The following is a 13896-nucleotide window of genomic DNA, read 5'->3' as shown; positions in this document are numbered from 1 at the left end:
TCCCCTCCGAAAATCGTATAATATTGTCATTTTATTGCGTAAAAAAGGCACCCCGTAAAGACTTGGCGAATGCCCTATTTTTTAATAGAATAAAGATACTATATCATAAATGGAGAGCTGATGTAATGATGGAAGAACCACATGTACATAAATTATTTACCGGAAAAGTGAAGGTTCTCGGCAAAGATAATGCAGAAAACAAAATGGACAGACCGTGGAAAAGCGGAATTTTTAAAAGTGAAACTGAGGATAAGGTATGGCTGTCTGAAACAGGATTCAACGGAGATGAAGTAGCTGATACAAAAAATCATGGGGGTCCGGAAAAAGCAGTGTTTGCCTACCCGATTAAACATTATACGGACTGGAAAAAAGAACTGGAGACGGATTCCATTGATATGGGCGGGTTTGGTGAAAACTTTGCCGTTCTGGAAATGGACGAATACTCGGTTTGTATTGGAGATACATATAAAATAGGCGAGGCGATTATTCAGGTATCACAGCCGCGCCAGCCATGCTGGAAGCCTGCCCGACGTTTTCGTATTATCGATTTAGCACTCCGGATACAAAATAGCGGCAGAACGGGCTGGTATTTTCGTGTGTTAGAGGAAGGATATGTAGAAGCAGCATCGGATTTTGAATTAATTGAAAGACCGTATCCTCAGTGGACTATAGCGGCTGCCAATGAAGTCATGCATATTTATAAAGAAGATTTAAGACTCGCTGAAGAACTTGCAACTTGTGAGCTACTAGCGCCAAATTGGAAGCGGAGACTGCAAAAACGACTGCGCGGTACGGAATCTTCTATTGAAAAGCGTGTGTTTGGGCCGAATGAGTAATAGTTATTTTGTGCTAATTTTTAATCTGAAGCAGAATAGAATATAAGTATAGAGGAGCGACATAAAATAATATTAGCATTGTGAAATCAGCTGTATAGTAAGTGCTGTCATATTACAAGTGGAAATGTTTCAAATGTTACGCCTCTAATAAGGTGGAAAGGCAGGCGGTTAAGTTGCTCAGTAATGCTTTGGTAATGGTTACTATCATATTTGTTATTAATGTATGCTATGTTTCCTTTTTTACAATGCGGATGATCTTAACGTTAAAAGGCCGGCGTTATATTGCGGCGTCAGTCGGTATGGTGGAAGTTGTTATATATGTTATTGGTCTTGGGCTTGTATTAGACAATCTTAATGAAATTCAAAATCTTATAGCCTATGCACTTGGTTTTGGTGCAGGAGTCATTGTTGGAACAAAGATTGAAGACAAGCTGGCGTTGGGCTATATCACCGTCAATGTCATATCCTCCAATCCGGATATTGAATTTACCCGGAAGTTACGTGAAAAAGGGTACGGCGTAACAAGCTGGTTTGCTTACGGTATGGAAGGTGACAGGTTGGCCATGCAAATTTTGACGCCGAGAAAATATGAATTAAGGCTGTATGAGACCATCAAAGGAATTGATCCGAAAGCATTTATTATTGCATATGAGCCGAAGCAGATTCATGGCGGATTCTGGGTGAAACAGGTGCGGCGGGGAAGGTTGATGAACCCGAAGAAAGGGAAGCAGGCTGGGCAGGTGCACCCCGAACAAACCTCTGAAGCACTGGAATCACAGGATAATACTTAAACAGAGGGATTTAATGGATTTCCCTGTTGATGTAAGAAGTAGATTAATCGGTAAAGATTTTGGCTGGGAATTCGTACTGTTCATAATGGAGCACCGACCCAATCACAATAAATGGTTGACAATAACGTAACAGACAATGAACAAAAGGTATGATATTTATAAATACATGTACCAATGCGGGAATAAGAATGCGACTATTACCATAACAAATGAAACGAAAAAGACGTTCGCACCGACAGTAGGATGTCGGAGTTCTTCTGAGCTACGCCGCAAGAAGTCGCGGTGGATTTGGTTAGAGTAATCCCCAACCGTGTCCGTTTTTACAAGAGGGGATTACTTTTTTATTACCAGCACAATCAGTGCTACGATCGTAACGAGTAAAGATCCGAAGCCGATCATAAGCATTATGCTTTGATACAAAGTAATCATGCGCAGCATCATCCCCATCTCGTTGACATCTCCACTAAAATAGAAAGTGAAATAAAGATGAATAAAAAGCTAAATCCCCATGATGTTTATTTATCAAAATTAGATTGATGAATAAACCATCGAATATATTGACATTCATCGTCTCTTCGTCTGTATATGTCACTTCATGTAAAAAATAACCATCCCTTAGTAAAAAGACATCAACAGGTTTCAACAATTAAATCCGGAGCACCGGCAATGTGATTCTCTTTAAATCTTTCTTTTTAGCATATAAATGAGATGTCAGGGCATTCACCCAATCTTTCATTTTTGTCGTATCAGTTTCCCCTTGAAGAGAAACAGTGACAGCCACTCGAAAAAATGGCAATTCTAATGTTTCGATTCCTAAAAAGTAAAAACCGAAATTAGGAAACTTCGGTTTTTAAATATGTTTATGCGATTATTTTACGATCAATGCAGGACAGTTCGCACGTTTCATTACTTTATGGCTTACACTACCTAAAACCATTTCTTGCAAAGCATTCAGACCTCGACTGCCGATTACTATAATATCTACTTTTTGCTTGTTTGCATACTTTACAATTTCCGGACCTGGTTGGCCTCGTAAAATTGTCGTTTTATAATTAACATTTGCTTCGTTTAGGAATTGAATTACTTTAGAATTTCTTTTTCGACGCTCGATATCGACTTCCTCTTGTGAATTTGAATGGAGGACATCATACTTTGACTTTTCTATTTCGATAACATAAACTACATTAATCATTGATTCTTTGCTATTGGAAGCTATTTTTACAGCTTCTTTCGCTGCACGTACAGCATTGTCTGACCCATCTGAAGCTAATAAGATATGTTTATACATCAGGAAACCTCCTTTAATTTGATGAGTAGAGACTATTGAGTTTATCCACTAGTCCTTTACTAGAAGTATCTAACTCTATAATTTCAACGTCAATACCTCTTTCTTTTAACAAGTTAATGACTTTGATTAAAGCACCTACACCAGATTCATCCCAGACCCTGGTATTGGATAAATTTATTTGAATGTTATTCTCAATGATATCTGCTTTTTTAAAGTAGTCTACAAATCCATCAATCGATGCAAAGAAAAGTTGACCATAAACGGTATAACGATTGCCTTCCTGCGTGATTTTTACAGTTGATATTTTTACAACAAAGAAAATTGCACTTAATAGTACCCCGACCAGTACGCCTTTTGATAAGTCATGGGTATAAACTACAATTCCTACGGTGGCTAACATAACTACTGCATCTGTACGGGGAGCCTTTATTAAATATTTAAAAGAAGTCCAATCAAATGTGCCGATACTAACCATAATCATAATACCGACTAAAACAGGCATCGGAATTTGAACTACTAAGTCACCTAGCACGATGATTAGAAACATTAAAAAGACACCCGCTATAAGTGTTGATAGCCTCCCTCGACCACCAGATTTAACGTTGATAACAGACTGCCCGATCATCGCACAACCTGCCATCCCTCCGAAAAAACCTGTGATAAAATTCGCAATTCCTTGCCCTCGAGATTCTTTGTTTTTATTGCTTTCTGTTGCTGTCATATCATCTACAATCTGTGATGTAAGCAATGACTCGAGTAAACCGACGATTGCCAAGGATAATGCATACGGGAATATAATCTGTAATGTTTCAAAGGTAAATGGTACATCTGGAATAAAGAATGATGGTAGTGATTGCGTAATAGCACCAAGATCTCCTACAGTATTTAACCCGACACCACTAAACATGGATACTGCTGTTAATAAAACAAGTACGATTAATGGTGCTGGAACTACTTTAATGAAACGTGGTAAAGTGTATAATAGGATTAAAGTGATTGCCACAAATACATAGGTCATTGTTGAAATGCCAATGAAGTGCTCCAGCTGTGCGATGAAAATTAGAATTGCTAATGCGTTAACAAAGCCAATCATTACAGCATTTGGAACGAACTTCATTATTTTTGCAACTTTAAAGACCCCAAATAGAATTTGAATAATACCTGTCAAAATAGTTGCTGCCAGTAAATAGTCCAGTCCGTAGTCACGAACCAATGGCACCATAAGTAAAGCCATTGCCCCTGTAGCAGCAGAAATCATTCCTGGTCGCCCGCCAGCGAAGGCGATAACAACTGCGATGATAAAGGATGCATATAGACCAACCATTGGATCAACGCCTGCTATAATAGAAAAAGCAATTGCCTCAGGAATTAAGGCAAGTGCCACGACCAGTCCTGCTAAGATGTCACTACGAATGTTACCGAACCATTGTTGTTTAATTGTTTGCATGTTGATCTCCTCTTCTATATCACTTTTAATATTGTAACATCATCGTTCCCAAAATGGAACCATTTCAGGAAAGTTAAGGAGTGGAAGACTTGATCTATGGCTATGTAAGACCTTTATATAATGATACTAATTTGGAAAAACAATTAAGTAAATTAGATGAAAAGTGTAATCTGATTTATAGAGAAGAACACGGTTCACCTAAGAAGCGGGTTCAATTAGAAGCATTGTTAATGGAATTACAACCTGGAGATTCTATAGTAATTGAGAAAATGGTTGTTCTAGCTGATACTTTTCACCACCTTATTGATTTATTAAAAGTATGCAAAAAAGACAATGTAAACATTCATTTTTTAAATGAAGGATTGCAAAGTGATGAACTACTTAATATCTATCTACAAGATGTAATGATTCACGCAGTTCAATTCCAATCAGATTTAATAAAGCAATCAACAACAATTGGTATGGATCAAGCAAGAAAAAGTGGTAAATCAATAGGTCGTCCAAAAAAATCAGATGAAAATATAAAAAAGGCTATTTCTATGTACAATGATGGTTATAAACTGATTGACATTAAAAATCAAACGGGAATAAGTAAATCAACGCTTTATCGTTATTTAGAATCCCCGGAAAATTAGCAGCATCATTAAAAGCAAGCTATCTAATCATTTTCAATTATAGAGGCATAGCTTGTTTTTATATTGGCTCGATAAGGTTATTAAACAATCCTTTCCCTTCGTAGTATTTGTGCAAGGGACATGCTGATTTTAAGAAATTATTCACAAATACTAAATAATATAACGGCAATTATTATTGTAACACTCGAATTGGTATGCTAAAGGGATTATTTATCTTCATAGAAGGATTTTATTTTTTATTGAAATTAAGCGCAATGGAAAATCACTGAAACCGAACGATTATCAAAAATAGCAACCTAATGTTCGTTATTTATTGACAATGCAACTTGCATTTTGATATGCTTGAACAAGAAAAATGAATATAAAAACACCTCATATATTTCTGGGAATATGGCCCGGAAGTTTCTACCCGGCTCCGTAAAAACCGGACTATGAGGGAGGATGAATCGTTGTCATTACAATGATTATTTTCATGTCCAAGAAAGCCTGTTCATCTTCTCTCATAAACCGGGGGAGACGAATAGGTTTTTTGAATTTTGTCACCTGGAATGGGTTCTTCTCTCGTTTCAATGGTTAAAAGGCTTTATACTGGGGGATTTAAAAATATATATTCAATGATTTGAAATACATAAGCCAAAACCTGTGTTATATAAAAGTTATTTATGAGATTTTAATTGTTTGGGAAAATTTAATACAACAAAAGAGGTTTCCATGTTTCACTTACAAAAATAAGGAAAGAGGGATTTTATGGCAGTGGTCGGAGTAATTATGGGCAGCATATCGGATTGGGAGACAATGCAGCATACATGCAATGTGCTGGATGAGCTGCAAATTCCATACGAAAAGGACTTAATCTCTGCACATCGTACGCCGGATGACATGTTTGCCTATGCAAAAAATGCAAGAGAACGTGGTTTGAAAGTAATTATTGCCGGAGCAGGCGGAGCGGCACATCTTCCTGGTATGGTCGCTTCCAAGACGACATTGCCTGTGATCGGCGTTCCGGTTGAAAGTAAAGCGCTAAATGGTCTGGATTCACTCCTGTCCATCGTACAAATGCCCGGCGGTGTACCGACGGCGACCGTGGCAATTGGCAAAGCTGGAGCTACGAATGCGGGTCTGTTAGCTGCACAAATCATCGGATCCCGTGATGATTATGTAGGTGCAAAACTCGAAACCTACCGGGAGGATATGAAGAAAAAAGTAGAAGAAATGAGGGAAGACCTTGCAGACAAATAAGCAAATATTACCTTCACAAACGATTGGAATCATTGGAGGCGGTCAGCTTGGAAGAATGATGGCACTTGCTGCTAAACATATGGGGTACCGGATTGCTGTCCTTGACCCGACACCTGACTGCCCAACTGCTCAAGTCGCAGATCATACGATCACTGCGGCCTACGATGATTTGGAAGCAATCAAGGAACTAAGCAGTGTCAGTGATGTGATCACCTATGAATTTGAAAATGTAGATTTGACAGCAGCTTCCTATTTGGAAAAGGAAGGGAAATTGCCTCAGGGTGCCTATGCACTGGAGATTACCCAAAACCGGGAAAAAGAAAAACAGCTGATGAAAAAAGCGGGCTTGCCGGTGCCGGAGTTCACGATTGTACATAATGGCAAAGAATGCGAAGAAGCACTGGAAAAATTCACTTTCCCTGCAGTCCTTAAAACTTGCAGCGGCGGCTATGATGGAAAAGGACAAATCAAGTTACTGTCAAAAAATGATGCGCAGGCAGCGATCCACTTTGCTGAAGAAAATAAGCATTGCATCATTGAACAGTGGGTTCCGTTTGATAAGGAAATTTCCGTTGTTTTTACCCGTTCGCAATCCGGTGGGGTTACCTATTTCCCGCTGGCAGAAAATGAACATAAAGATCAAATCTTATTTAAAACAACTGCTCCTGCCCAAGTAAGCAGTGAGCTTGAAGAAAAAGCGATAGAGGCAGCCGGGAAACTTGCTGAAGAAATGAATATCGTAGGAACGTTTGCGATTGAAATGTTCGTAAAGGGAAATGACATCTATTTGAATGAGATGGCACCGCGCCCACATAATTCGGGCCATTATACCATTGAATCATGTAATATCTCTCAGTTCGCCCAGCATGTCCGGGCGGTCTGCGGACTTCCTTTGGCAAAAATCGAACAGCTGCAGCCTGCGCTCATGGTAAATATTTTAGGAGAAGATATAGAAAAAGCATGGAAAGTCATGCAAGAAAACCCTGAACCGTTTGTACATCTCTACGGTAAAGCGGAAGCAAAAATAAAGCGGAAAATGGGCCATGTCACTTTTCTCGGAAAATCAGTGGAAGAACTTCAGGCAAACGTAAAGCATTTTGAGGAGGCCAAGCAATGATTGAACGGTATACACGAGAAGAAATGGGAGCCATTTGGACGGAAGAAAACAAGTACAAAGCCTGGCTTGAAGTGGAGATTTTAGCCTGTGAAGCGTGGAGTGAACTAGGCATGATTCCGGAGGCAGGTGTTAAAAAGCTTCGTGAGAATGCCTCCTTTGATATTAATCGAATCTATGAAATAGAACAGGAAACAAGACATGATGTCGTTGCTTTCACCCGTGCAGTTTCCGAGTCGCTTGGAGAAGAACGGAAATGGGTGCATTACGGATTAACTTCTACGGATGTGGTAGATACGGCGCTATCTTATTTAATAAAGCAGGCAAATGACATTATCCGTAAAGACATCGAAACTTTCATTCATGTTTTAAAAGAAAAAGCTTTGGAGCATCAGCATACCGTGATGATGGGCCGGACGCATGGTGTTCATGCAGAGCCGACGACATTCGGATTAAAACTAGCGCTCTGGTATGAAGAAATGAAACGCAATCTGGAGCGATTTGAACTGGCTGCAAGTCAAATAGAATTTGGCAAACTTTCCGGCGCAGTAGGAACCTACGCCAACATTGATCCATACGTGGAAAAATATGTTTGTGAGAAGCTTGGATTAAAACCTGCTCCCGTTTCAACACAAACCTTGCAAAGAGACCGGCATGCGGCGTACATGTCAGCTTTGGCATTAATAGCAACTTCCGTTGAGAAATTTGCAACGGAAATACGTGGTCTGCAAAAAACAGAAACAAGAGAAGTGGAGGAATTTTTCGCTAAAGGACAAAAAGGATCCTCTGCTATGCCGCATAAACGAAATCCGATCGGCTCTGAAAACATGAGCGGAATGGCAAGGGTAGTTCGCGGATATATGATGACTGCCTATGAAAATGTCTCTTTATGGCATGAACGTGACATTTCACACTCGTCTGCAGAACGGGTCATTTTACCGGATGCCACGATTGCTCTGAATTACATGCTAAGCCGATTTTCCAAAATTGTAAAAAAATTGACCGTATTCCCGGAAAACATGAAACGGAATATAGACAAAACTTACGGCGTTATTTTTTCCCAGCGCGTTCTGCTGGCGTTAATTGATAAAGGGATGGCGAGAGAAGCTGCATATGATATTGTTCAGCCGAAAGCAATGGAAGCCTGGGAAACAGAAACACCATTCAAGCAGCTTGTCAAAAATGAAAAAGAAATCATAGAAAGACTTTCACAGGCTGAAATTGATGATTGCTTTGACTATACATACCATTTAAAAAATGTGGATGAAATTTTTGACCGGATTGGTTTAACAAGAGGTGAATAAGGTGAAGGGATCACTTTTATATGAAGGAAAAGCCAAGAAGGTATACCAAGCGAAGGATAGGGAAGGAAAGCTGATTCTCTCCTATAAAAATGATGCAACAGCTTTTAATGGAGAGAAGAAAGCTGCCTTTTCCGGAAAAGGGCGCTTAAATAATGAAATATCTGTACGTATTTTTCATTTTCTGCATGAAAAAGGAATAAAAACCCACTTCATTGAAAAATGGAATGAAACGGAACAGCTCGTTTTGGAAACAGAAATCATTCCACTTGAAGTTGTAGTCCGCAATCTGGCGACGGGAAGCATCACAAAACGTTTGGGCATAAGTGAAAAAACAGTTTTTCAGCAGCCGCTTGTTGAATTATATTACAAAAATGACGGATTGCATGACCCGTTTATCAACGAGGACCATGCAAAGCTGCTAAGCAATGTAACTGAAAAAGAACTTTTGAAAATAAAAGGTGAGGCATTGGAGATTAATGAACAGCTGAAAACCCTTTTTGCCGAAATCAATGTTAGATTGGCAGATTTTAAGCTGGAGTTTGGACGGCTTGCAGGTGGAACCATCATTTTAGCGGATGAGATCTCGCCGGATACATGCCGGTTGTGGGATAAATCGACTGGCGAGAAATTGGATAAAGATGTGTTTCGTCAGGGGACAGGTAATTTAATCAGTGTATATGAAAAAATATTACATCGACTGGAGGCAATTTTATGAAAAATGTAACGGTCTATATCACATTAAAGCAAGGTGTGCTTGATCCTCAGGGAAAAGCGATTCAGGAATCATTAAACTCGCTTGGCTACAAGGAAGTAGAGGAAGTACGCGTTGGGAAATATATCGAAATTCAGGTAGAAGACGGTCCGAACTTAAATGAACGGATTAGGGAAATGTGCGATAAATTGCTGGCAAATCCGGTCATTGAAGATTATCACTTTGACGTTCGGGAGGCTGTTCGGTCATGAAGTTTGCTGTAGTAGTTTTTCCCGGCTCCAACTGTGATCGTGATATGCATCATGCAGTGAAAGAAGTACTAAAGGAAGAAGCAGAGCTGGTTTGGTATCAGGATGCCAATCTTGATAAGTATGATGGTATTCTTCTGCCGGGGGGCTTTTCCTATGGTGATTATTTAAGGACCGGTGCGGTTGCGTCCACATCGGAGATCATGAAGCAAATAAAGGTTCAGGCGCAAAAAGGAAAGCCTGTCCTCGGGGTGTGCAACGGATTTCAAATTTTAACGGAAGCAGGACTTTTGCCTGGCGCATTGATGCGAAATGAAAAGCTGTCCTTCATGTGCCATCAGGAGGAACTGGTTGTGGAAAATCCGGACACGATATTTACTACATGCTATGAAAAAGGCGAAGTAATCACATTGCCGATTGCCCATGGTGAGGGTAATTATTTTTGTGACAACGAAACAATGGCAGAATTACAAAAAAACAATCAAATTGTGTTTACCTATAAAAGCAATCCAAATGGCTCCATTAAAGATATTGCAGGAATGATGAACAAAGATGGAAATGTGCTCGGGATGATGCCCCACCCGGAAAGGGCTGTGGAAGCGCTGCTGGGAAGTGAGGACGGGCTGAAATTATTCCGGTCAATCATACACAATTGGAGGGAATCCCATGTTAAAAATGCATAATATTCAGCCGGAACAAATTGAAAAAGACAAGCTCTATAGAGAAATGGGATTAAGCGATGAAGAATTTGGCATGGTAACAAAAATTATGAAACGTCGGCCAAACTTTACCGAAACCGGCATCTTTTCCGTTATGTGGTCAGAGCATTGCAGTTATAAAACATCCAAACCTTTGTTGAAAAAGTTTCCTGTGAAAGCACCACATGTACTTCAAGGTCCTGGAGAAGGCGCGGGAATTATCGATATTGGAGATAGCCAGGCGGTCGTTTTTAAGATAGAAAGTCATAATCACCCTTCAGCAGTGGAACCATATCAAGGTGCTGCCACAGGCGTTGGTGGTATTATCCGTGATGTATTTTCTATGGGGGCACGTCCAATCGCATTAATGAATTCACTGCGATTTGGTAATTTAAATACGGATCGTGTACGGTATCTCTTTTCTGAGGTAGTAAGCGGGATCGCCGGGTATGGAAACTGTGTTGGTGTACCTACTGTCGGTGGAGAAGTCCAATTTGATGACAGTTATGAGGATAATCCGCTCGTTAATGCGATGTGTGTTGGTCTAATCAATCATGAAGATATCCAAAAGGGAATTGCCGCAGGCGTTGGCAATACCGTGCTTTATGCCGGGGCACCTACAGGGAGAGATGGTATTCATGGTGCAACCTTTGCGTCCGACGATTTAGGGGAAGATGCAGCAAAGGATCGGCCGGCCGTCCAGGTTGGAGATCCCTTTATGGAAAAGTTGCTCATTGAAGCATGTCTAGAGGTGATCCAATCCGATGCTCTAATCGGTATTCAAGACATGGGAGCAGCCGGACTCACCTCCTCAGCTAGTGAAATGGCAAGCAAAGCAGGAACAGGAGTAGAAATGAACCTGGATCTCGTTCCCCAGCGCGAAGAGAATATGAATGCTTATGAATTGATGCTGTCCGAATCCCAGGAGCGAATGCTGCTTGTGGTGCAAAAAGGACGCGAACAGGAGATTATTGATGTATTTGAAAAATATGGATTGCAGGCAGTAGCTGTCGGAGAAGTTATTGAAGAGAAAATGTTCCGGATTAAACAGCATGGGGAGATTATGGCTGACATTCCGGTAGATGCACTGGCAGAGGACGCCCCGGTCTATCAAATGCCATCGGAGGAAGCGGCTTATTATAAAACATTTCAGCAGATAGAAAACACGGTTCCCAATGTGGAAGACCATGCACAAATGCTGAAAAAATTACTGCAGCAGCCGACAATTGCAAGTAAAGCGTGGGTGTATGACCAATACGATTCCATGGTGCAGACAAATACGGCAGTAGCACCAGGTTCAGATGCAGCCGTTGTTAGAATCAAAGGGAAGGATAAATCGCTTGCCATTACAACGGATAGCAATTCCCGCTATATCTATTTGGACCCGGAAACCGGCGGAAAAATTGCTGTGGCAGAGGCTGCACGCAACCTGGTCTGCTCGGGTGCAAGACCACTTGGACTGACGGACGGGTTGAATTTCGGGAACCCGACCAACCCAGAGACTTTCTGGCAAATGGAAAAAAGCGTGGAAGGTATGAGCAAGGCATGTGAGATTTTGGAAACCCCGGTGATCAGCGGGAATGTTTCCTTATACAACCAGTCCAAAGGTAAATCGATTTTTCCTACGCCGATTGTTGGTATGGTTGGATTGCATGAGTCATTGGAACATATTATGCCAAACTTTTTTCAGCACGCAGGGGATGCGATCTATCTTATCGGTGAGACAAATGCAGAATTTGGCGGCAGTGAGCTGCAAAATGTGCTGAAAGGAAAATACGAAGGAAAAGCGCCTGCAATTGACCTTGATGTGGAAGCGACTCGTCAAAAGCAATTATTGAATGCCATTCAGCTAGGTCTCATAGCGTCGGCTCATGACCTGGCCGAAGGTGGTTTGGCTGTGGCACTGGCTGAAAGTGTTTTTGCCGGCAAAGGTCTCGGTGCAGATGTAACACTTGAGGGAGATCCGACGGTAGCACTATTCAGTGAAACGCAATCAAGATTTCTTGTAACTGTAAAAGAAGAGCATCAGGATAAATTTGAAGCAAACGTGGATCATACTAAGCAAATTGGAAGAGTTACGGACGATGACACTGTAATAATTAACGTAAATGGAGCTAGTGTTATTAAAGAAGACGTGAAAAAGCTGGAAAAACTATGGAAGGGAGCTATTCCATGCTTGCTGAAATCAAAGGCATAAATGAAGAATGCGGTGTGTTCGGCATATGGGGTCATGAGAAGGCTGCCGAGCTGACATATTATGGGCTTCATTCCATGCAGCACCGCGGACAAGAAGGGGCAGGCATCGTCGTCAGTGACGGAGAGGAGCTGAGCTCACATAAAGGTGAAGGGCTCGTGAATGATGTTTTTGGAGAAGCAAAATTTGATAAGCTTCCCGGCAGATATGCGGTTGGCCATGTCCGTTATACGACACAAGGGGGTAGAACGATCGAAAATGTACAGCCGCTTTTATTCCGGACCCAAACCGGGAGCATGGCACTTGCACAAAACGGTAACATCATGAATGCTCGGCAGCTGCGGGGAGAACTGGAGGATGAAGGGAGTATTTTTCAGGCTTCTTCGGATACCGAAGTGCTTGCACACTTGATTAGAAGAGACGGGCAGAAAACAAACAGAAAGTCGATAGCCAAGGCGCTTAATCAGCTTAAGGGGGCGTACGCCTTTATCGTGTTAAAAGAAGATAGAATGTATGTGGCGCTTGATCCCTCCGGCATTCGCCCATTATCAATCGGAAGGCTCGGGGATGCTTATGTCGTTGCTTCTGAGACATGTGCCTTTGACCAGATCGGTGCCCAGTTTGAAAGAGAAGTTTTGCCTGGCGAATTAATTATTATCAGTGATGAAGGAATGGAGATAACAAGATTTGCACCTAGAGGCGGCCGGAAAATGTGTGCAATGGAATATGTGTATTTATCCAGACCGGACAGTGATGTGAACAAGGTGAATGTTCATGCTTCACGCAAACGTATGGGTGCCGAGCTTGCAAGGGAGGCACCGGCTGATGCGGATATGGTTATCGGGGTGCCCGACTCCAGTATTTCTTCTGCAATTGGATATGCGGAGGAAAGCGGCCTGCCTTATGAAATGGGGATTTTAAAAAATCGCTACGTCGGCAGAACGTTCATCCAACCTTCCCAGGAATTACGAGAACAGGGTGTAAAAATGAAGCTAGCACCGGTTCGGAGTATCGTGGATGGCAAGCGGATTATCATGATTGATGATTCCATTGTGAGAGGAACGACAAGTAAACGGATTGTTAAGATGCTGAAGCAAGCAGGAGCCAAAGAGGTGCATGTACGGATTGCTTCACCACCTATCACACATCCATGCTTTTACGGAATAGATATGTCAACAAGGAAAGAGCTGATTGCCGCCAATAATTCGGTTGACGGCATAGGGAATATGATTGATGCAGACAGCATCGCTTATTTATCTGAGTCTGGATTGGAAAAAGCTATCGTGAAAGACAAAACGATTCATCAGGGAATTTGCATGGCATGCATGACAGGGAACTACCCCGTAACAGAGGAAGAAGGAGCGGAATTGAAATATTGTTAATTTTGACA

14 protein-coding genes and 1 riboswitch are annotated in these 13896 nt (G+C 41.3%); of the genes, 11 read left to right on the top strand and 3 right to left on the bottom strand.

Annotated features, from left to right (window positions below; translation table 11 throughout):
* Positions 1–125 precede the first annotated feature (125 nt).
* Both ACDX78_RS04390 and ACDX78_RS04385 read left to right on the top strand, forming a co-directional pair.
* On the top strand, positions 126–836 hold the full coding sequence (locus ACDX78_RS04390) for an MOSC domain-containing protein (RefSeq protein WP_486025674.1): 711 nt from the start codon (positions 126–128) through the stop codon (positions 834–836).
* Positions 837–1009: 173 nt separating this feature from the next.
* Positions 1010–1627: a DUF2179 domain-containing protein gene (locus ACDX78_RS04385; RefSeq protein ID WP_486025672.1), complete on the top strand. Its 618-nt coding sequence runs from the start codon at positions 1010–1012 to the stop codon at positions 1625–1627.
* 333 nt (positions 1628–1960) lie between these two features.
* Here ACDX78_RS04385 and ACDX78_RS04380 read toward each other — a convergent pair whose 3' ends face one another.
* The 3 genes from ACDX78_RS04380 to ACDX78_RS04370 form a co-directional block, all read right to left on the bottom strand.
* Positions 1961–2056 (bottom strand): putative holin-like toxin, encoded by a 96-nt coding sequence (locus ACDX78_RS04380; RefSeq protein WP_486025671.1) that lies wholly within the window; start codon positions 2054–2056, stop codon positions 1961–1963.
* A gap of 439 nt (positions 2057–2495) precedes the next feature.
* A complete protein-coding gene (locus tag ACDX78_RS04375) occupies positions 2496–2915 on the bottom strand; it encodes a universal stress protein (protein WP_486025669.1) in 420 nt (139 codons plus the stop codon).
* Between the two features lie 13 nt (positions 2916–2928).
* Positions 2929–4362, bottom strand: coding sequence for a SulP family inorganic anion transporter (locus ACDX78_RS04370; protein WP_486025667.1), 1434 nt, complete (start codon positions 4360–4362; stop codon positions 2929–2931).
* An 89-nt stretch (positions 4363–4451) separates the two neighbouring features.
* Here ACDX78_RS04370 and ACDX78_RS04365 point away from each other — a divergent pair, with 89 nt between their 5' ends.
* The 9 genes from ACDX78_RS04365 to purF all read left to right on the top strand — a co-directional run bounded on the left by ACDX78_RS04365 (position 4452) and on the right by purF (position 13888).
* Complete coding sequence (locus ACDX78_RS04365; protein ID WP_486025665.1) at positions 4452–4997, top strand: recombinase family protein; 546 nt, start codon at positions 4452–4454, stop codon at positions 4995–4997.
* 352 nt (positions 4998–5349) lie between these two features.
* Positions 5350–5449: riboswitch (purine riboswitch) on the top strand.
* A gap of 295 nt (positions 5450–5744) precedes the next feature.
* Positions 5745–6236 carry a 5-(carboxyamino)imidazole ribonucleotide mutase gene (gene purE / locus ACDX78_RS04360; protein ID WP_486025663.1) on the top strand — a complete coding sequence of 164 codons (492 nt, stop codon included), beginning with the start codon at positions 5745–5747 and terminating at the stop codon, positions 6234–6236.
* Positions 6223–7353 carry a 5-(carboxyamino)imidazole ribonucleotide synthase gene (purK, locus tag ACDX78_RS04355; RefSeq protein ID WP_486025661.1) on the top strand — a complete coding sequence of 377 codons (1131 nt, stop codon included), beginning with the start codon at positions 6223–6225 and terminating at the stop codon, positions 7351–7353. The genes purE and purK overlap by 14 nt, the downstream gene beginning before the upstream one ends.
* Positions 7350–8654 (top strand): adenylosuccinate lyase, encoded by a 1305-nt coding sequence (gene purB / locus ACDX78_RS04350; protein WP_486025660.1) that lies wholly within the window; start codon positions 7350–7352, stop codon positions 8652–8654. Before purK ends, purB begins: the two co-directional genes overlap by 4 nt.
* Position 8655: 1 nt before the next feature.
* Entirely contained in the window at positions 8656–9369 is a 714-nt protein-coding gene (gene purC / locus ACDX78_RS04345; RefSeq protein ID WP_486025659.1) for a phosphoribosylaminoimidazolesuccinocarboxamide synthase, read from the top strand.
* Positions 9366–9617, top strand: coding sequence for a phosphoribosylformylglycinamidine synthase subunit PurS (gene purS / locus ACDX78_RS04340; RefSeq protein WP_486025657.1), 252 nt, complete (start codon positions 9366–9368; stop codon positions 9615–9617). The genes purC and purS overlap by 4 nt, the downstream gene beginning before the upstream one ends.
* Positions 9614–10297, top strand: coding sequence for a phosphoribosylformylglycinamidine synthase subunit PurQ (gene purQ, locus ACDX78_RS04335; protein ID WP_486025656.1), 684 nt, complete (start codon positions 9614–9616; stop codon positions 10295–10297). The genes purS and purQ overlap by 4 nt, the downstream gene beginning before the upstream one ends.
* Positions 10281–12509, top strand: a complete 2229-nt coding sequence (gene purL / locus ACDX78_RS04330) for a phosphoribosylformylglycinamidine synthase subunit PurL (protein WP_486025654.1) — start codon at positions 10281–10283, stop codon at positions 12507–12509. The genes purQ and purL overlap by 17 nt, the downstream gene beginning before the upstream one ends.
* Positions 12485–13888 carry an amidophosphoribosyltransferase gene (gene purF, locus ACDX78_RS04325; RefSeq protein WP_486025653.1) on the top strand — a complete coding sequence of 468 codons (1404 nt, stop codon included), beginning with the start codon at positions 12485–12487 and terminating at the stop codon, positions 13886–13888. Before purL ends, purF begins: the two co-directional genes overlap by 25 nt.
* The last annotated feature ends 8 nt before the right edge of the window (positions 13889–13896 follow it).

The organism is Virgibacillus oceani, from assembly GCF_041521345.1.
Lineage (GTDB): Bacteria > Bacillota > Bacilli > Bacillales > Amphibacillaceae > Virgibacillus_N > Virgibacillus_N oceani_A.
The sequence above is the reverse complement of the archived record's forward strand: the minus strand, read 5'-3'. Positions and strand labels throughout refer to the sequence as shown.

Coding starts and splice junctions, on each gene's coding strand:
- ACDX78_RS04375 (WP_486025669.1), bottom strand. CDS start 2,915: ATGTATAAACATATCTTATTAGCTTCAGATGGGTCAGACAATGCTGTA.
- ACDX78_RS04380 (WP_486025671.1), bottom strand. CDS start 2,056: ATGATTACTTTGTATCAAAGCATAATGCTTATGATCGGCTTCGGATCT.
- purL (WP_486025654.1), top strand. CDS start 10,281: ATGTTAAAAATGCATAATATTCAGCCGGAACAAATTGAAAAAGACAAG.
- purQ (WP_486025656.1), top strand. CDS start 9,614: ATGAAGTTTGCTGTAGTAGTTTTTCCCGGCTCCAACTGTGATCGTGAT.
- ACDX78_RS04370 (WP_486025667.1), bottom strand. CDS start 4,362: ATGCAAACAATTAAACAACAATGGTTCGGTAACATTCGTAGTGACATC.
- purS (WP_486025657.1), top strand. CDS start 9,366: ATGAAAAATGTAACGGTCTATATCACATTAAAGCAAGGTGTGCTTGAT.
- purB (WP_486025660.1), top strand. CDS start 7,350: ATGATTGAACGGTATACACGAGAAGAAATGGGAGCCATTTGGACGGAA.
- ACDX78_RS04390 (WP_486025674.1), top strand. CDS start 126: ATGATGGAAGAACCACATGTACATAAATTATTTACCGGAAAAGTGAAG.
- purE (WP_486025663.1), top strand. CDS start 5,745: ATGGCAGTGGTCGGAGTAATTATGGGCAGCATATCGGATTGGGAGACA.
- purF (WP_486025653.1), top strand. CDS start 12,485: ATGCTTGCTGAAATCAAAGGCATAAATGAAGAATGCGGTGTGTTCGGC.